At 65.6% G+C, this 15,855-nt stretch carries 23 protein-coding genes; 18 read left to right on the forward strand and 5 right to left on the reverse strand.

The window, feature by feature from the left end:
* Positions 1-66: 66 nt before the first annotated feature.
* Together POM99_RS04860 and POM99_RS04865 are read right to left on the reverse strand one after the other, a co-directional pair.
* A complete protein-coding gene (locus POM99_RS04860) occupies positions 67-1,338 on the reverse strand; it encodes a metal-dependent hydrolase family protein (protein ID WP_438822989.1) in 1,272 nt (423 codons plus the stop codon).
* A complete protein-coding gene (locus tag POM99_RS04865; protein WP_277275731.1) occupies positions 1,335-1,862 on the reverse strand; it encodes a thioredoxin family protein in 528 nt (175 codons plus the stop codon). The genes POM99_RS04860 and POM99_RS04865 overlap by 4 nt, the downstream gene beginning before the upstream one ends.
* A gap of 148 nt (positions 1,863-2,010) precedes the next feature.
* Between POM99_RS04865 and POM99_RS04870 the strand changes: the two genes are divergently transcribed.
* The 14 genes from POM99_RS04870 (at position 2,011) to POM99_RS04935 (ending at position 11,332) form a co-directional block, all read left to right on the forward strand.
* Entirely contained in the window at positions 2,011-2,943 is a 933-nt protein-coding gene (locus tag POM99_RS04870) for a heme o synthase (RefSeq protein WP_277275732.1), read from the forward strand.
* Complete coding sequence (locus POM99_RS04875; protein ID WP_277275734.1) at positions 2,940-3,119, forward strand: cytochrome c oxidase system small membrane protein; 180 nt, start codon at positions 2,940-2,942, stop codon at positions 3,117-3,119. The genes POM99_RS04870 and POM99_RS04875 overlap by 4 nt, the downstream gene beginning before the upstream one ends.
* A gap of 2 nt (positions 3,120-3,121) precedes the next feature.
* A complete protein-coding gene (locus tag POM99_RS04880) occupies positions 3,122-3,739 on the forward strand; it encodes a cytochrome c oxidase assembly protein (protein ID WP_277275988.1) in 618 nt (205 codons plus the stop codon).
* Between the two features lie 94 nt (positions 3,740-3,833).
* A complete protein-coding gene (locus POM99_RS04885; RefSeq protein ID WP_277275989.1) occupies positions 3,834-4,658 on the forward strand; it encodes a cytochrome c oxidase subunit 3 in 825 nt (274 codons plus the stop codon).
* A 68-nt stretch (positions 4,659-4,726) separates the two neighbouring features.
* Entirely contained in the window at positions 4,727-5,020 is a 294-nt protein-coding gene (locus tag POM99_RS04890; protein WP_277275990.1) for a DUF983 domain-containing protein, read from the forward strand.
* 10 nt (positions 5,021-5,030) lie between these two features.
* Entirely contained in the window at positions 5,031-5,624 is a 594-nt protein-coding gene (locus tag POM99_RS04895; protein WP_277275735.1) for an SURF1 family cytochrome oxidase biogenesis protein, read from the forward strand.
* 183 nt (positions 5,625-5,807) lie between these two features.
* Positions 5,808-5,963: a hypothetical protein gene (locus POM99_RS04900; protein ID WP_277275736.1), complete on the forward strand. Its 156-nt coding sequence runs from the start codon at positions 5,808-5,810 to the stop codon at positions 5,961-5,963.
* Positions 5,964-6,042: 79 nt separating this feature from the next.
* Positions 6,043-7,461 carry a threonine synthase gene (thrC, locus tag POM99_RS04905; RefSeq protein WP_277275738.1) on the forward strand — a complete coding sequence of 473 codons (1,419 nt, stop codon included), beginning with the start codon at positions 6,043-6,045 and terminating at the stop codon, positions 7,459-7,461.
* A gap of 4 nt (positions 7,462-7,465) precedes the next feature.
* On the forward strand, positions 7,466-8,449 hold the full coding sequence (locus tag POM99_RS04910; RefSeq protein ID WP_277275740.1) for a class I SAM-dependent rRNA methyltransferase: 984 nt from the start codon (positions 7,466-7,468) through the stop codon (positions 8,447-8,449).
* A gap of 42 nt (positions 8,450-8,491) precedes the next feature.
* Positions 8,492-8,866, forward strand: coding sequence for a dihydroneopterin aldolase (locus tag POM99_RS04915; protein ID WP_277275741.1), 375 nt, complete (start codon positions 8,492-8,494; stop codon positions 8,864-8,866).
* A 23-nt stretch (positions 8,867-8,889) separates the two neighbouring features.
* Positions 8,890-9,642 (forward strand): SDR family oxidoreductase, encoded by a 753-nt coding sequence (locus tag POM99_RS04920; protein ID WP_277275743.1) that lies wholly within the window; start codon positions 8,890-8,892, stop codon positions 9,640-9,642.
* Positions 9,639-10,643 carry a GTP 3',8-cyclase MoaA gene (gene moaA / locus POM99_RS04925; protein ID WP_277275745.1) on the forward strand — a complete coding sequence of 335 codons (1,005 nt, stop codon included), beginning with the start codon at positions 9,639-9,641 and terminating at the stop codon, positions 10,641-10,643. The genes POM99_RS04920 and moaA overlap by 4 nt, the downstream gene beginning before the upstream one ends.
* Positions 10,644-10,646: 3 nt before the next feature.
* On the forward strand, positions 10,647-10,886 hold the full coding sequence (locus tag POM99_RS04930; protein WP_277275746.1) for a MoaD/ThiS family protein: 240 nt from the start codon (positions 10,647-10,649) through the stop codon (positions 10,884-10,886).
* Positions 10,886-11,332 (forward strand): molybdenum cofactor biosynthesis protein MoaE, encoded by a 447-nt coding sequence (locus tag POM99_RS04935; protein ID WP_277275748.1) that lies wholly within the window; start codon positions 10,886-10,888, stop codon positions 11,330-11,332. The genes POM99_RS04930 and POM99_RS04935 overlap by 1 nt, the downstream gene beginning before the upstream one ends.
* Before the next feature lie 3 nt (positions 11,333-11,335).
* Here the strand turns inward: POM99_RS04935 and POM99_RS04940 are convergent, their stop codons facing one another.
* Positions 11,336-11,932, reverse strand: a complete 597-nt coding sequence (locus tag POM99_RS04940; RefSeq protein WP_277275749.1) for a hypothetical protein — start codon at positions 11,930-11,932, stop codon at positions 11,336-11,338.
* 186 nt (positions 11,933-12,118) lie between these two features.
* On the opposite strand from POM99_RS04940, the gene rplU reads away from it, so the two are divergent.
* The 3 genes from rplU (at position 12,119) to POM99_RS04955 (ending at position 13,523) form a co-directional block, all read left to right on the forward strand.
* A complete protein-coding gene (rplU, locus tag POM99_RS04945) occupies positions 12,119-12,415 on the forward strand; it encodes a 50S ribosomal protein L21 (protein ID WP_277275751.1) in 297 nt (98 codons plus the stop codon).
* Between the two features lie 23 nt (positions 12,416-12,438).
* Complete coding sequence (gene rpmA, locus POM99_RS04950) at positions 12,439-12,708, forward strand: 50S ribosomal protein L27 (RefSeq protein ID WP_225009059.1); 270 nt, start codon at positions 12,439-12,441, stop codon at positions 12,706-12,708.
* A gap of 245 nt (positions 12,709-12,953) precedes the next feature.
* Positions 12,954-13,523, forward strand: a complete 570-nt coding sequence (locus tag POM99_RS04955; protein WP_277275752.1) for a GNAT family N-acetyltransferase — start codon at positions 12,954-12,956, stop codon at positions 13,521-13,523.
* Positions 13,524-13,546: 23 nt separating this feature from the next.
* Here the strand turns inward: POM99_RS04955 and POM99_RS04960 are convergent, their stop codons facing one another.
* Positions 13,547-14,434, reverse strand: a complete 888-nt coding sequence (locus POM99_RS04960; RefSeq protein ID WP_277275753.1) for a metal-dependent hydrolase — start codon at positions 14,432-14,434, stop codon at positions 13,547-13,549.
* Positions 14,435-14,496: 62 nt separating this feature from the next.
* Here POM99_RS04960 and POM99_RS04965 point away from each other — a divergent pair, with 62 nt between their 5' ends.
* The gene (locus POM99_RS04965) at positions 14,497-15,084 is read left to right on the forward strand and encodes a TetR/AcrR family transcriptional regulator (RefSeq protein WP_277275754.1); all 588 of its coding nucleotides are present in this window, start codon (positions 14,497-14,499) and stop codon (positions 15,082-15,084) included.
* A gap of 18 nt (positions 15,085-15,102) precedes the next feature.
* Here the strand turns inward: POM99_RS04965 and ygfZ are convergent, their stop codons facing one another.
* Positions 15,103-15,849 (reverse strand): CAF17-like 4Fe-4S cluster assembly/insertion protein YgfZ, encoded by a 747-nt coding sequence (gene ygfZ / locus POM99_RS04970; protein ID WP_277275755.1) that lies wholly within the window; start codon positions 15,847-15,849, stop codon positions 15,103-15,105.
* Positions 15,850-15,855 lie beyond the last annotated feature (6 nt).

Here is a 15,855-nt window from a genome sequence, read left to right on the forward strand (position 1 = left end):
TGCCAAGCAGGTCTCACCCCCATAAATTAGAATGTGGGTTCAAGTCAAGCTTTGTCCGGTATCGAATCACTCGGGCTTAACGATGACACCTCCTTTCATCACCATCCGTACCTTCCTCAGGGCGGCGATATTGGTGGAGGGATCGCCTTCAACGGCAATCAGGTCGGCCAGCATGCCCGGCTTCACGCTGCCCAGTCGGTCACCAATTCCGAACAGTCCTGCATTGCCAGAAGTGGCCGCCAGCAGCACCTTGCCGGCTGTCATGCCTGCCTGCTGCATCAACTCCATCTCGCGCACGTTGTCTCCGTGTGCAAACACGCCGACGTCGCCTCCCATGCAGATCGGTGTTCCAGCGGCCAGCGCAAGCCGAAACGCGCGTCGGCTGTCGGTTACCATCGCCGGTCCGGGCTCTCTGCCATTCCAGCCGCGATAACGCGCGATCGCATCGCCGGCGGCAAGCGTGGGACAGTAACCGATGCCCTTGTCCCGCATCGCCTTGAATAACGCCGGAGTGCCTTCGTCGCCGTGTTCGATTGTATCGGCACCTGCAGCAATGGCCCGTGCCATGCCCTCGGCAGTGTTGGCATGCACCGCCACGGGACGGCCCGCATCATGCGCTGTCTTGACGGCTGCGCCGATCTCGTCCGCTGACAACGTTGGCCGGCTGTTTTCGCCGCCTTGGTAATGATAGTCGGCGTAGAGCTTGATCAGGTCTGCCCCCGCAGCAATCTGCTGGCGAACGGCGCGGACCATTCCCTCTATCCCGCTGGCCTCCTGTGCGCCTTGCGGAACCGCAATGCCTGGCTCGAAGCCCTTGGGGCCATAGGCGCCCTCGGCAACAATGGCCTTTGTCGCGACGAGCATGCGCGGGCCGGGCACGATTCCCTGGGCAATCGCATCGCGCAGGCCGACATCGGCAAATCCTGCCCCCTCGGTGCCGAGGTCGCGCTCGGTTGTGAACCCTGCCATCAGAGTGGCGCGCGCCTGCGCCGTCGCCCGCGCAGTCCGCAGCGCAAGCGATTCATGCAGGACCTGGTCGTTCCAACTCGTCTCATTGTAGGGATGCAGGAAAAGGTGGCCGTGGCCCTCGATCATGCCGGGCATCAGCGTCTGCCGCGGCAGCTCGATCACCTGCGCATCGGCAGGGGCGGTCAGTGCTGGTCCCACGGCAATGATTTTCTCGCCCTCAATCAGCACCTGCCAGCCCGCATGCGTGGTTTCCCCAAGGCCATCGAACACGGCTGCCGGCCTCAACAGGATCGGAGCGGCCAGAGACGGGCTGGCAGCCGCGCCGGCCAGAAGCATCGCCAGCGCGTTACGGGTGTGCAGCAGCTTCATTTCGCTGGCCACTGCGCAAGCCAGTCTGCCAAACCCTGTGGCGACATGCTGCGGGCATCGGCCAGCGCCGTCACGCGCCCGGCATTGACCAGCTTGCCGGTGCGGGGATTGACGATCAGGAGAGCTGGCACGCCTTCCAGTCTATCGGTGATGCCATAGCGCGCGGGCACCTGCAGGTTCTTGTTGAACCGGCCCACATCGACGGTCACGATCTCGTATCGCGCGGCAACCCACTGGCGCAGTGGGGCGGTTTCCATCACGCCCGCAAGAATGCGGCAATCCAGGCACCAGTTGCCGCCCAGATCAACCAGCAGCAGCTTGCCGGCCTTCTTCGCGCGCGCCCTGGCCGCAGCGACGGCGGCATCGGTGGCTTTTGCATCGGCCGCCTCGTCATAAGGCTTGGGCAGCGGCTGGGCGAGATCGTTGAACCTGGCGATCGGCATGTGCGGGGCCTTGGCCGCCAGCGCGGGCGTCGCGGTCAGTGTGGCCAGGATGGCAAGGGAAAGCAGATGGAACTTGCGCATGTGGGCTCCGAAATGGGGCGAAAGGTTGGCAGTCTGCCGGATTGCGCGGGGAAGGCAAATGCCTTGTCTCAAAGGGAATCAAGGCGGGAACACGGCCCACCCCGTTTCGCTTTCTTTGGCGGGAAAGCGCGCGTATAGGCCCCCGATCATGCAGGCAGCCCAGACTCCTTCGACCACTGCGGTTCCGCTTCCGGCGGAATGGCGCGATTTCTTCGCCCTCACCAAGCCGCGGGTAATGACCTTGGTCATCTTCTCCGGCCTGTGCGGCCTGCTCGCCGCGCCGGGATCGCTGCATCCGGTGCTGGCCTTCACCGCCATCCTGTGCATCGCGGTGGGTGCTGGTGGCGCCGCGGCGCTGAACATGTGGTGGGAGGCTGACCTCGACGCCGGGATGAAGCGCACCGCCAAGCGGCCGCTACCCTCGGGCCGGGTCGATCGCACCTCGGCCCGCGATTTCGGCGTGGCGCTGTCGGTCGGATCTGTGCTGGTGATGGGGATCGCCATCGGCTGGCTGGCCGCAGGCATTCTCGCGTTCTCGATCTTCTATTACGCGTGGATCTACACCGTGTGGCTGAAGCCGCGCACGCCGCAGAACATCGTGATCGGTGGGGGCGCCGGCGCCTTTCCGCCGCTGATCGGCTGGGTTGCGGTGACCGGGGACATCACGCTGATGCCGGTGCTGCTGTTCCTGATCATCTTCATGTGGACGCCGCCGCACTTCTGGGCACTCGCCCTGTTCGTCCAGATCGACTACGCCAAGGTCGGAATCCCGATGATGCCCGTGGTTGCCGGAGAACGATCCACCCGCCTGCAGATCCTGGCCTATGCCGCGGTGCTGCTGCCGGTGGCGATGGCGCCCTGGTTCATCGGCGGCACGGGCATGGTCTATGGCCTTTCGGCGCTCGTGCTGGGGACGATATTCCTGGTTCTTTCGATCAAGGTTGGCCTGCGCAGGGCGGGGCCGGACGATGCAATGAAGCCGGAAAAGAGGCTGTTCGGATTCTCGATCCTGTATCTTTTCCTTCTTTTCGGAATGCTGGTGGCAGACCGCGTCGCCACCCTTCAAGGTTGGCAGGCATGATGGATGAAGAACAGACCCGCGCCTTCCGCGCGCGGCAGAAGAGCCGGTCGCGCGTGCTGGGCCTCGTGCTCGGCGCTATGGCGGTGCTCTTCTTTGCCATCTCGATCGTGAAGATCGCCAAGCAGGCGGAAAACCGCCACCCGGTCGAACGTCTTTCCCCGATCAAGCAGTCATGACCATGTCCGCCGCCGTGCAGCCCGATTCGCGCCGCAACCGCAAGGTGGCGATCATGGTCGGCTCGATCGCGCTGGCGATGCTCGGCCTTGGCTACGCCTCGGTACCGCTGTACCGCATGTTCTGCCAGGCGACCGGTTTCAACGGCACCACGCAACGCGCCACCGCGGCGCAGGCGGCGGGCGTGAAAGCCACGGCACGGCCGATCACCATCCGCTTCGACGCCAACGTGGCCCCCGGTCTGGCGTGGAAGTTCGCGCCGGAACAGGTGACGCAGGACGGCCGGATCGGCGAGCGCAAGATGGCGTTCTTCACCGCAAAGAACACCTCGAACCGCCCGATCATCGGCCGCGCCGTGTTCAACGTGACGCCCGAACAGACCGGGGCCTATTTCCACAAGATCCAGTGCTTCTGTTTCAACGAACAGAAGCTGATGCCGGGTCAGGAAGTGCGCATGCCGGTGATCTACTATGTCGATCCGGCAATGCTGCAGGACGATAACGCCAAGGACATTGGCGAAATCACGCTGTCCTACACCTTCCTTGAAGCGGCGGGCACCAGCGCGGCAGGGGCCGGGGCGCAGCCCCCGGCACAAAAGCCAGCAGAGCCGCGCGCAAAGTGACTGGACCACGCGGCCTGCTCTCGATAAAGGCCGCTGTTGAAACGCGCCCGGGGCAGCCTGGGTGCCCGGATTGACCCTGGGGGAACTGACGACCATGGCCGGCGCCAAGAACCACGATTACCACATCCTGCCGCCCGATGTGTGGCCGCTCGTCGGCGCGATGTCGGCGCTCACGATGACCAGCGGCGGCGTGCTTTACATGCACAAGCTGGCCGGTGGCCACGCGGTGTTCTTTGCGGGCCTGCTGGGCGTGATCCTCACGTTCTTCTCGTGGTTCGGGAAGATCATCAAGGAAGCGCACGCGGGCGATCACACCCCGGTGGTGCAGCTGCACCAGCGCTATGGCATGATCCTGTTCATCGCTTCGGAAGTGATGTTCTTCGTCGGCTGGTTCTGGGCCTTCTTCGATTTCTCGCTGTTCCCGTCGACGTTGAACACCGACGTGATCGGCGGCGTGTGGCCGCCCAAGGCGATCGAAGCGGTGATGGACGCGTTCGACCTGCCGCTGCTCAACACGCTGATCCTGCTCTGCTCGGGCTGCACTCTCACCTGGGCGCACCACGCCCTGATCGAAGGTGACCGTGACGGGTTGAAGAAGGGCCTTTGGGCCACCGTTCTGCTCGGCCTGCTGTTCAGCTCGATCCAGGCTTACGAATACGCGCATGCGCCGTTCGCCTTCGGCAAGAACACCTATGGCTCGGCCTTCTATATGGCCACCGGGTTCCACGGCTTCCACGTGATCGTCGGCACGATCTTCCTGATCGTGAACCTGATCCGCGCCTACAAGGGCGAGTTCACCCCGCGCCAGCACTTCGGCTTCGAAGCGGCTGCGTGGTACTGGCACTTCGTCGACGTGGTGTGGCTGTTCCTGTTCGTCGCCATCTACGTGTGGGGCAACTGGGGCGCCGTGATCGAGTGATCGATCCGGCGGACCAGAGCCACAACGGAAAGGGGCAGCCCGGGGTAACCCAGGCTGCCCTTTTCGGTATGTGCCCGTGTTGCGGAACGAAAGGGCTGTGGGCGGCACCCGGGCAGTTCACGCAGAGCTGCAAGGGCTGTGGCTTGGACTTTCGCAGGCACGAACTGAAAGGGCGGGGCGCCTACATGGTGGTCTTCCCGCTCACCCTGGTGCTGATCCTTGCGGCGCTGAAACTGGACGAGGCCGTGCGCCTGCCTGCGCTGGCGCTGGTCACGATCTGGCCGCTGCTGGTGGCAGGCACGATCGTTACCGCGCTGCGCTGGGCGAAGGCTGCGGTGCTGGTGGCGCGGGTGCGGGATTGAGGACGTTCTGATGAAGCGCATTCCGATCCCGCCAACGCTGCTGGTGCTTCTCGCCGTTGGGGTGATGGTGCGGCTGGGGTTCTGGCAGCTGGACCGGCTGGCGCAGAAGGAAGCCATGCTGGCTGACTATGCGTATGCCAATCAATCAGCGGTTCTGATTGACTATGCCCATTGGATGTCTCCAGACAATCCCACGAGCTATCACCAGGTCCGCATAGTCTGCTCGGATGTTGGGCCTGACTCACCCGTTGCGGGACGAAGCTCGACGGGCGCATCTGGCTGGGCGCATCAGTTCAGTTGCCAATTCCCGATCTGGAATCGCGGCAATGCCCGAGCTGACGTTGTGATCGGCTGGTCTGACAGCCCTGCTGCAGTCCGATGGGGTGGCGGGGAGGTCATTGGCCGCGAAGTGCCCAGCAAAGGGGCGCTGCACCGGGTCATCGCCGATCCCCCGCTCGCAGGCCTCCAGCCCAACGCAAGGCCCGATCCGCGCGACATTCCCAACAACCACCTCGCCTATGCGGTGCAGTGGTTTCTGTTCGCGGGTGTGGCGCTGGTGATCTATGCGCTGGCGCTGCGCAAGCGGATGCGGGAACGCGGCTGAAGCAGGGCGCCAGTCAAGGTATTGGTGCCATTGCATAACGTGACGGTGGATTCGGACGAATCTGCGCCTTTCAGAAGCCCGAACACTCGGAATACGACCATTTCGGGTATTCCCCCTACCCGGGATCTCCGTCATGGGTCTGATACATAGTTAAAAAAGACCGGTGTTCGCGGAGCTTGAAAGATGAACGAAACTGAGGCCCTTCATGTGGCCCATGCGCTCAACCATTTGCAGGAAGCTGCGAAGCTTGCTGCAGAGCCCAACGATCAGGCCATGTTGCTCATGATGATCGAGGGGCTTGAGAGGATCCTCCAGTCGGAAGCTGCGCTGATCATTTGAGGGCGGTGTCTGCAGACGGGAAAGGGATTCTGCCAGAATCCTTGCCACGCTGCGCCGTGCCCGCTAACCGCCCGAACCCATGAAGTACGTCAGCACCCGGGGGCAGGCACCCTCGCTCGATTTCCAGGGCGTCACGCTCGCCGGCCTTGCCAGCGATGGTGGGCTTTACGTGCCCGAAGTGTGGCCCGGCTTTACGACAGACGAGATCGCGGCGATGGCGGGGCTGCCCTATGCGCAGCTGGCGCAGCGCGTGATGCAGCCTTTCGTCGGTGACTGCCTGACGCCAGAACGCCTGCTGCAGCTGTGCGAGCAGGCCTATGGGCGGTTTGCCCATGCCGCGGTCACGCCCCTGAAGCAGCTTGACGAGCAGCAGTGGGTGCTTGAGCTGTTCCACGGGCCCACGCTGGCGTTCAAGGATGTGGCGCTGCAGCTGCTGGGTCTGCTGTTCGAGGAATTCCTTGCCCGCGGCGACGATCACCTGACCATCGTGGGCGCGACCAGCGGCGATACCGGATCGGCCGCGATCGATGCGGTGGCGGGCCGAGCCAAGGTGGACATCTTCATGCTCCACCCGCACGGTCGCGTGTCCGACGTGCAGCGCCGGCAGATGACCACGGTGCTGGCGCCCAACGTTCACAACATCGCCATCGATGGCAGCTTCGATGATGCCCAGGCGATGGTGAAGCGCATGTTCAACGATGCGGCGATGACCGGCCGGTTCGGCATTGCGGCCGTCAATTCAATCAACTGGGCGCGCCTGATGGCGCAGGTGGTCTATTACTTCGCCGCCGCGCTGCAGCTTGGCGCCCCGCAGCGCAAGGTGGCGTTCAGCGTGCCGACCGGCAACTTCGGCGATGTCTTCGCCGGCTATGTCGCGGCCAAGATGGGCCTGCCGATCGAACGGCTGATCGTGGCGACCAATGTCAACGACATCCTGCACCGCGCACTGTCCACCGGCGATTATTCCGCTGGCACGGTCACGCCCACTGCGGCACCTTCCATGGACATCCAGGTCTCGTCCAACTTCGAACGCCTGCTGTTCGATTGCGGCGGACGCGATGGTGCCGCGATGGCGGCGCAGATGCAGCAGTTTGATGCGACCAAGGCGCTGCAATTGACCAACGCCCAGCGTGAGAGCGCGGCAGCACTGTTCACCAGCGCGCGCGCCGATGCCGATGACATGGCCAATGCCATGCGCTGGGCCCACGAAGCCTGCGGAGAGGTGCTTGATCCGCACACCGCCATCGGCCTCCATGCCGCGCGCTCGGTTGTGGGCATCTCCGCCGACGTGCCGGTCGTGACGCTGGCGACCGCGCACCCGGCCAAGTTCCGCGATGCAGTGGAACGCGCCACCGGCGTTCGGCCTTCGCTGCCGGCGCGGGTGGGTGATCTGTTCACGCGCGAAGAAGCCTGCACCCGTCTGCCGGGCACGTATGATGCGGTGGCCGCCTTCGTGGCTGGTCGGGCGACGCCTCGGAACGCCCTGGGGAACGGCTGAGGGCATGGCTGACCTCGACCTCCAGCCCAAGCTGATGATCGGCGAAGGCTGGGGTGATTTTGCGCTGATCGATTCGGGCCATGGTCGCAAGCTGGAGCGCTATGGCGACTACCGCTTCATCAGGCCCGAACCACAGGCGATGTGGGCGCCCCGGCAGGATGACTGGCATGCCCATGCCGAGTTCGTTCCCGGATCTGACGAGGACGGCGGTGGGCGTTGGGCGTTTGACCGGCCAGTCCCGCGCGAAGGGTGGACCCTGGCGCGCGGTGACGTGCGCTTCACCGCAAGTTGCACGCCGTTTCGGCACCTGGGCTTCTTCCCCGACATGGCCCCCGTGTGGGACTGGATGGGAGAACAGCTGCAGCGGCACGTTGGCCCGCCTGCAGACGCCGGCGCGGGTGGAAGGTCCATCCCCCACGTCGGGCGATCGTCCGCCGCCCCGCGGCCAGAGCCCATGGCGCAGGATGAAGGTGCCTCGACCATGAACCTGTTCGGGTACACGGGCGTGGGCACCCTGTCGCTCTCGGCCTATGGGCCGGTCACGCATGTCGATGCGTCAAAGAAATCGGTGGCGCAGGCGCGCGCCAATGCTTCGCTTTCGGGCATGGAAGGCCGCCCGGTTCGCTGGATCGTCGACGATGCGGCCAAGTTCACCGCACGCGAGGTGCGGCGCGGCAGGCGCTATGACGGCATCATTCTCGATCCCCCGAAGTTCGGCCGCGGGCCAGAGGGCGAAGTGTGGCGGCTGGAAGAGAGCCTGCCCGGCCTGATCGGCGATTGCGCGCAGTTGCTTGATGCGGACAGCCGCTTCCTGTTCCTGACCGTCTATGCCGTGCGCATGTCGTCGCTCGCCATTGCGGGGCTGCTGGCCGAAGCGCTGGGCCATCTGCCGGGCACGATCGAGCACGGCGATCTGGGCCTGCGCGAGGAAGGCCCGGGCGGGCGTGTGTTGCCCACCGCGATTTTCGCACGGTGGCGCGCCGCTTGATCGCGGTGGACTCGCGGCCTGCTTGCTGGCAAGGGCCGCGTCGTGTCTGACAGCCTCATCCTTGAAGTCGCCGATATCGAAACCGACGTGCTCACCGGGATCTATTCCGAGGAGACCGGGCGACCGCAGCCGCTGCGAATCTCGATCACTGCGGCGCTGGAGCCGCAGGCCTTCTACACGCCCGACTGCCCGCTGACTGCCAGCAAGAACTACATGGACCTCAAGCAGGCCGCCACCGAGGGGCTGCCCAAGGACGTGCACTTCAAGCTGATCGAATCCGTGGCCGACCATATCTGCGAGACGCTGTTCCTGCAGGATGCGCGCGTGAAGCAGGTGACCGTGAAGATCGTGAAGCTGGCGATCAGCGAGAACGGCGAGCATATCGGCATGACGCTCACGCGCGGGCGACGCGATTGATGCCGGGGGCAAGGCCCCTTGCGTTGGTAACCGGGGGCTGGCGCCGCATTGGCGGGGCCATTGCGCGCAAGCTGGCCAGCGAAGGCTGGGACCTGGCGCTGCATGCGCATCACCCGCGGTCCTTCGATGCGGAATTCACCGGTCAGCTGCAATGGCTGGGTGCCGAAGTGCTGCCGCTGGCGGGTGATCTTGATGATCCCGCCGTGCCTGCCCGGCTTCTGGCCGAAGTGGGGGAGAAGGCCGGGCGCTCGCCCATCCTGCTGGTCAATTCGGCGTCGGCTTTCAACGACGACACCATTGCCTCGATCACGCCCGAAGCGCTTGAGCATCATTTTCGCGTCAACCTGTTCGCACCATTGCTGCTGACCCGCGCCTTTGCCGAGGCGGTGGCGGCCGAAGCGGAAGACGGCGTGGCCAGCGTGGTCAACATCGTGGACCAGCGCGTGGTCAATCCGGTGCCGGACCAGTTCAGCTATACCCTGTCGAAGCAGGCGCTGCACGCATCCGTGCGAACGCTGGCGCGGGCGCTGGCCCCGCGCGTTCGGGTCAATGCCGTCGCGCCGGGGCTCACCCTGCCGACGCAGGACTACGATGCCGAACAATGGCAGCGGCTGGAGTCGGTCATGCCGCTCAAGCGGTTGGCCGGTGCCGATGAAATTGCCGACGCAGTGCATTACCTTTCATCTGCCAGATCGGTCAGCGGGCAGACTTTGTTCGTGGATGCGGGCGCAAACCTTGAATCCTACGCCCGAGACTTCGTATATCTGGGCAAGTGAGCAGCCCGGCACCCCTGATCGACCGCTTCGCGCGGCACATCACCTACCTCCGCATGTCGGTGACCGATCGCTGCGACCTGCGCTGCGCCTATTGCATGCCCGAACGAATGGAGTTCCTGCCGCGGGCCGAAGTCCTGACGCTTGAGGAATTGCACAAGCTTGCGCTGGCGTTCATCGCGCGCGGCGTGCGCAAGCTGCGGCTGACCGGTGGCGAACCGCTGGTGCGGCGCGACATGATCGAGCTTGTCCGCGCCATCGGGCGTGAACTTGGCCATGGTCTCGATGAGCTGACCATGACAACCAATGGCACCCGGCTGGCCGAGTTTGCCGATGATCTGGCCGCAGCCGGTGTCCGCCGTATCAACGTCTCGCTCGACACGCGCGACCGGCAGGGCTTTGCCCGGCTCGCGCGGCGGGACTGCCTGCCGCAGGTGCTTGAAGGCATCGCCGCGGCAAAGGCCGCAGGCCTGAAGGTCAAGATCAACACCGTAGCGCTCAAGGGCGTGAACGAGGCCGAGATCCCGGACCTGATCGCCTGGGCCCACGCCGAAGGGCACGAACTGACCCTGATCGAGGTGATGCCGCTGGGCGAGGTGGAGGGTGACCGCTTCGATCACTACCTGCCGCTCGACGCGGTCCGTCGTGATCTCGAATCGCGCTGGACCCTGACGCCAAGCGACGCGCGCAGCGGCGGCCCCGCGCGTTATGTCGATATTGCCGAAACGGGCGGACGGCTCGGCCTGATCACGCCGCTCACCGGCAACTTCTGCGAAGGCTGCAATCGCGTGCGTGTGACAGCGACCGGGCAGTTGTTCATGTGCCTGGGCGGGGAAGGCAAGGTGGACTTGCGCGCTGCCCTGCGCAGCGACGATGCCGATAGCGCCCTGGCCAATGCTTTCGCCCGCGCCATGGGGGAAAAGCCGGAGCGCCACGGCTTCGTGATCGACCGGCCGGGGGCGGCCCCGGCGCTGGCCCGCCACATGTCGATGACCGGCGGCTGAGCCATGGCGGCACGGCTGGTGTTTCTCGGGCGGCTGGAAGATGCCGCCGGCATGCCCGAAATGGCGATCGAACCCGGCGCTTTGGAGCAGGTCCTGGCGCGACTCGATCCCGCGCTTGCTGTCGAACTGCTGGGCGAGCGTGTCCGGCTTGCGCTGAACGGCGCGCTGCTGCCCGAAACAGGCGGCGTGATTCTGGCGGATGGCGACGAGCTCGCCTTCCTGCCCCCGGTGAGTGGCGGTTGATGCCCCCTGCAGACGTCAGGCTGCTCGGCGATCCGTTCGATCCCGCTGCGGAACTGGCCGCCTTCACGGCGCGGCATCCGCAGGCGGGGGGAGTCGTCAGCTTCCTCGGCCAGGTTCGTGAAGGCGATGGTGTGGAGGCCCTGGAACTGCGCCAGTATGGTCCGCTGACCCTGCCCGGCATGCAGCGACTGGCCGAAGCGACGCTGGCCCGCTGGGCACTGGAAGGGCTGATGATCCTGCATCGCCACGGCAGGATGCATCCGGCCGATCCGATCGTGCTTGTCGCGGCGTCGGCCCGCCATCGCCGCGATGCCTTTGCCGCGGCCGATTTCGCGATGGATCACCTCAAGAGCGATTCGTGGTTCTGGAAGCGCGAGAAGGCCGATGGCCAGTGGCGCTGGATCGAGCCGCGCGAACAGGACTACGCCGACCGCGCCCGCTGGTAGGCCTCAGCCCGCGACCTGGCCACGCAGCGCGGCGATGGCCGCGTCCTCGTCGGCAATCTGGCTGTTCACGTCTGCCTGCGCCGCCTGCACCAGCCTGAGGTCCGAATCGGAACCCTCCACCGCCGCCTGCGCCGACACCACCAGCAAGCGATCAAGGTCCGCCATCGCCAACATCGCCTGGCTGCGCGCCGAATCGAGCTTGGCCAGCGCCACCTGCGCCACCGACCAGGCCTCGCTGCCCGGCGCCGCACCGCGCGCTGCCGCGGCCAGGCGCGCTGCTTGGGGGCGGGCGGCATCGAACGTGCGGCGCGCATCGGCTGCCTGATCCTTCAGCGCGGCAACGCGTTGCACCACGCTCGCCGAGGCGGGCAGGGGCTGCGCCGCATCGGGCACTGGCGCCGCATCCGCAGGCTGCGCACTGCCGAACGCGCGTTCCGCCGGGCGCACTGCCAGCGATGGAAAGCGATCGCGCCCGCCCGCGCAACCGGCAAGAAGAAGCGCGGCCAGCAAGGCGGCGCAGCGGGGGGATTGGTTGGACAGGAATGCCATGCCCGCGCCATAGCACGGGATGCGCCCCGTGCCAGTGCCGCTGGGCGTCATGACCGGCGGAGCCCGCAATTTCCGCGCCCCCGGCGTTGACACGCAGGCCCTGTTCGACTATCCGCGCCCCTCTCTCCGGGGCTCCGCAATCCAGCGGGGAACCGGCTTTTGCCCGCTGTCCGCGATTCGCTCTCTGCGAATCAAGGTGCTTGGTGGGCCAGGCATTTGAAACGGATAGCAGATACCATGTTCGCAATCGTGCGCACGGGCGGCAAGCAGTACCGGGTTGCCGCCGGAGACAAGATCGCGGTCGAGAAGCTGGCTGGTGAAGCCGGTGAAACGATCACCCTCGGTGACGTCCTGCTCGCGGGCAACGACGGCGAACTGGCCGACGCCTCGAAGGTCACGGTCTCGGCCGAGATCATCGCCCAGGCAAAGTCGGAGAAGGTCGTGGTGTTCAAGAAGCGCCGCCGCCACAATTATCGCCGCAAGAACGGCCACCGCCAGCAGATGACCCTGCTGCGCATCGTGTCGGTCGCCTGAGCGCAGAATCGGAGTAGTCTGAGATGGCACACAAGAAAGCAGGCGGCTCGTCGCGCAACGGTCGTGATTCGGCCGGTCGTCGCCTTGGCGTGAAGAAGTTCGGCGGTCAGGAAGTGATCGGCGGCAACATTATCATCCGCCAGCGCGGTACCCGCGTGTACCCCGGCGCCAACGTCGGCATGGGCAAGGATCACACCCTGTTCGCGCTCGCCGAAGGTCGCGTACGCTTCCATGCTGGCAAGCTTGGCCGCAAGTACGTTTCGGTCGACGCCATGGCGGAAGCCGCCGAGTAAATCGGATGGTCGATAACGGGCCGTCCTGACGGGATGGCCCCGCCGGTCTTGAAAGACCGGCTGACAGAGGGAGAGGGCCCCGCCCGTCTCCCTCTTTTCGTGTCTCCCTCACCCGCCATTGCACTTGGCTACGCCCCGGAACCACTCGCCGCAAAGCGCAGTGCTTCCGCGCACAGCCGAAATATCCCTGTCATGCCAAACGCCTAGAGGCGCCAAGGCAAGCGGGGCGGATGAGGAGAGAACCGATGTTCATTCGCAGTGAAAGGCTGTTCCTGCGGCCGGGCTGGCCCGAGGACTGGGCCGAACTGCTGGCGCTGATCGACGACGAACAGGTCGTGCGCAATCTGGTGCAGGCGCCCTGGCCCTATCGCCCTGAGGACGCGCGCGCCTTCGCCGGGCGTGCCCAGGCGGACCGGCATCCGCATTTCTTCATCACGCTGCCCGGCGCGCATGGGTCGAAGCTGATCGGCACGGTCGCTCTGGCGCAGTTTGATGGCGAGACCGAGCTTGGCTTCTGGATCGCACGCAGCCAGTGGAACCGTGGTTATGCCACCGAGGCGGCACGCGCTGTCCTCGCCTTGGCGCGTACGCTGGGCCACCGTCGCATCGCCGGCTGCCACTTCATCGACAATCCCGCCTGCGCACGGGTGTTCGCAAAGCTGGGTTTCGAGCCCACCGGCGAGACGCGCCCCCGGCACAGCCCCGCGCGGACAGGCGCGGAACCGGCCCTGATCTATGCGCTCGACGTGGCGGCTGCGGGCAATTGCACGCTGGCCGGTGGCGATGACGATGAAACGGTGATGCGCGCGGCCTGATCCGTCGGGTCAGGCCGCCAGCCTCAATCTTCCGTGCCCAGCCGCGCTTCCGCCTCGGCGATCAGGGCGCGATCATCATGGTTCCAGGGGTGGAAGCCCGGCAGGAAATAGCCCACCCACAGCGGGAAGATGCGGCTGACCAAGCCGGGTCGGACGAGCAGGAAGGCGGCCAGTCGCGCCTTTACCCGCCAACCCGTCAGCCCATCCTGCGCCAGCAGTTCCAGCGTGTCTTTCCATCGTTCGCCGATGAATTCACGCGTCACCAGCAGCATCAGCAGCGATTTGACCTTCCAGCGTTCCCACCGGCTCCAGTCTCGCGTGGCGTGAAGCCAGGTGTCATAGGCGACGCCCTTGTGCTCGATCTCCTCGATCGAATGCCAGCGCCACAGGTTCGCGGTCTGCTCTTCCCCGTCCTTCAGGTGCGCCGGCGTGCGCAGCAGTTCCAGCGCCAGGATTGCGGTGAAATGCTCCAGCGCCATCGTCGCGGCCAGGTTGGCGATGGGCGGGCGATCCTTTGTCTCTTCCAGATCCGCCGCCAGCCGCGCATCGATGGCTGCCGTGTGATAGCCCAGCTCTTCGGCCGCGCGGTTGAAGGCGAGGTGCTCGCGCGTGTGATTGATTTCCTGCTTGATGAAGTCGCGGATCTCCGCCTCCAGCCGAGGCGGCACACCTTCGCGGAAGGCCTTCACCGATTCGATGAAGAACGTTTCGCCGCGCGGGAAGGTCAGCGAAAGGGCGTTGTACCAGTTGCTCGCCACCGGATCGCCCGCCAGCCACCACCGGCCCGGCTTGCGGTTGCGGCCAAAGCGGCGGTCGCGCACTGTCAGCGTCAAATCGGCCGGGGTCGCGGTGCGCGCCTTGCCCAGCGCTCCTTGCAGGTCTACGTCTCGCGATTGAACTGCAGCGGTCATCGGGATCTCCACCGTTGCTGACATGAATGTTAGTAGTGCTAGAGATAGAGTAGTTTACATTGATGTCAACACGGAAGAGGTTGCCGCCCGAGGAGAGCCGCATTGCCGCGCTTGAAGCGGCACGGGCCCTGCTGATCGAGGCTGGTCCGCAGGCGGTCACGCTGAAGGCCGTGGCGGGGCGAATCGGCCGCACCCACGCGAACCTGCTTCACCATTTCGGCTCGGCCGCCGGCCTGCAGAAGGAACTGGCACGCCATCTCGCTGAAACGATCTGTGCCACCATCCACGATGCGGTGATCGCCAGCCGCTCCGGCATCGGATCCCCGCGCGACGTGGTGGACTTGACGTTCGACGCCTTCGACCGCGAAGGGGCAGGGGCCCTGGCATCGTGGATGCTGCTTTCCGGCAACGAGGATGCGCTCGATCCCATCGTTGACCGCATTCACGATCTGGTGGTCGAACTGGGTGAATACGAATCGCAGGCGGAGCGGTCGACCACGCTGGCGCTGGTGCTGATGGCGCTGGGCGATGCGCTGATGGGCGGGCCGCTCAGCATTGCGCTGGAACTGCCCCGTACCGCCGCGCGAGACCGCGCGGAACAGATGCTGGTAGACAACCTGAGCCTTGCCCGACCGGCCCAGCACTGCTGACCGGCCGCGCTGCGGGGATCACTCCTCGGCGCGTTCACCCTGCGGCATCCAGTCGGGCGCCAGGTCCGCAGGAATGTCGTCGACCCGAAGATGGTCAACCGCCAAGCCCAGTTCCGGATAGGCCGCGCGCTGCCGGTCGGGGTTCGATCGCTCGATGGGCACCACCACCAGCCGCCGGTTCACCTTCTGCCGCCAGTTCATCCGCGCGGTGTTTTCCTGCCCGACATAGCACCCCTTGGTGAAGCTCACGCCGTTCAGCTCCACCGCGTTCGCTTCCAGCCACAGTGTCTTGTCGCTGCCCAGTTCAGCCTGCCCTTCGGCCACGCCCAGTTTCAGCCGGTGCGCCAGCCATTCGGCGTCCACGGCCACATCGTCTGCGGCCACCGGTCCGGTCCATCGCTGGCCCAGCGCGCGCAGCCGGGGATCGTCGGCCCCGCCATCGCCCGGATGCCCTTCCCAGAACACGCCCAGCCCATCGGCCCGCTCGATGCGGATCTTGCGACGCAGGCGGTAAAGCGAAAGCCGCTTGGCCAGTGCCTCAGCCGCCGCCGCCTCGCAGTCCAGCAGCAAGCCGTTCGCGCCTTCGGGCCAGACGATGAAATCGAACAGCACCTTGCCCTGCGCCGTCAGCAGCGCCGCCCAGGCAGGCAGCGCACCCTTCACATCGTTGGTCACCAACCCTTGCAGAAATCCGGCAACGTCCTCGGCCGGATCATCGGCAGCAAGGCGGACAAGGGCGCGATCGAACAAGCGTGGATTGGGCATGGGTGA

Source organism: Novosphingobium cyanobacteriorum (genome assembly GCF_029436685.1).
In the GTDB taxonomy this organism is placed as follows: Bacteria; Pseudomonadota; Alphaproteobacteria; order Sphingomonadales; family Sphingomonadaceae; genus Novosphingobium; species Novosphingobium cyanobacteriorum.

Coding starts and splice junctions, on each gene's coding strand:
- POM99_RS04875 (WP_277275734.1), top strand. CDS start 2,940: ATGATGGATGAAGAACAGACCCGCGCCTTCCGCGCGCGGCAGAAGAGC.
- POM99_RS04880 (WP_277275988.1), top strand. CDS start 3,122: ATGTCCGCCGCCGTGCAGCCCGATTCGCGCCGCAACCGCAAGGTGGCG.
- POM99_RS04960 (WP_277275753.1), bottom strand. CDS start 14,434: ATGACCGCTGCAGTTCAATCGCGAGACGTAGACCTGCAAGGAGCGCTG.
- rpmA (WP_225009059.1), top strand. CDS start 12,439: ATGGCACACAAGAAAGCAGGCGGCTCGTCGCGCAACGGTCGTGATTCG.
- POM99_RS04940 (WP_277275749.1), bottom strand. CDS start 11,932: ATGACGCCCAGCGGCACTGGCACGGGGCGCATCCCGTGCTATGGCGCG.
- POM99_RS04890 (WP_277275990.1), top strand. CDS start 4,727: ATGTGCCCGTGTTGCGGAACGAAAGGGCTGTGGGCGGCACCCGGGCAG.
- rplU (WP_277275751.1), top strand. CDS start 12,119: ATGTTCGCAATCGTGCGCACGGGCGGCAAGCAGTACCGGGTTGCCGCC.
- POM99_RS04900 (WP_277275736.1), top strand. CDS start 5,808: ATGAACGAAACTGAGGCCCTTCATGTGGCCCATGCGCTCAACCATTTG.
- POM99_RS04885 (WP_277275989.1), top strand. CDS start 3,834: ATGGCCGGCGCCAAGAACCACGATTACCACATCCTGCCGCCCGATGTG.
- POM99_RS04930 (WP_277275746.1), top strand. CDS start 10,647: ATGGCGGCACGGCTGGTGTTTCTCGGGCGGCTGGAAGATGCCGCCGGC.
- POM99_RS04860 (WP_438822989.1), bottom strand. CDS start 1,338: ATGAAGCTGCTGCACACCCGTAACGCGCTGGCGATGCTTCTGGCCGGC.
- POM99_RS04965 (WP_277275754.1), top strand. CDS start 14,497: ATGTCAACACGGAAGAGGTTGCCGCCCGAGGAGAGCCGCATTGCCGCG.
- thrC (WP_277275738.1), top strand. CDS start 6,043: ATGAAGTACGTCAGCACCCGGGGGCAGGCACCCTCGCTCGATTTCCAG.
- POM99_RS04870 (WP_277275732.1), top strand. CDS start 2,011: ATGCAGGCAGCCCAGACTCCTTCGACCACTGCGGTTCCGCTTCCGGCG.
- POM99_RS04955 (WP_277275752.1), top strand. CDS start 12,954: ATGTTCATTCGCAGTGAAAGGCTGTTCCTGCGGCCGGGCTGGCCCGAG.
- POM99_RS04910 (WP_277275740.1), top strand. CDS start 7,466: ATGGCTGACCTCGACCTCCAGCCCAAGCTGATGATCGGCGAAGGCTGG.
- POM99_RS04865 (WP_277275731.1), bottom strand. CDS start 1,862: ATGCGCAAGTTCCATCTGCTTTCCCTTGCCATCCTGGCCACACTGACC.
- POM99_RS04935 (WP_277275748.1), top strand. CDS start 10,886: ATGCCCCCTGCAGACGTCAGGCTGCTCGGCGATCCGTTCGATCCCGCT.
- POM99_RS04895 (WP_277275735.1), top strand. CDS start 5,031: ATGAAGCGCATTCCGATCCCGCCAACGCTGCTGGTGCTTCTCGCCGTT.
- ygfZ (WP_277275755.1), bottom strand. CDS start 15,849: ATGCCCAATCCACGCTTGTTCGATCGCGCCCTTGTCCGCCTTGCTGCC.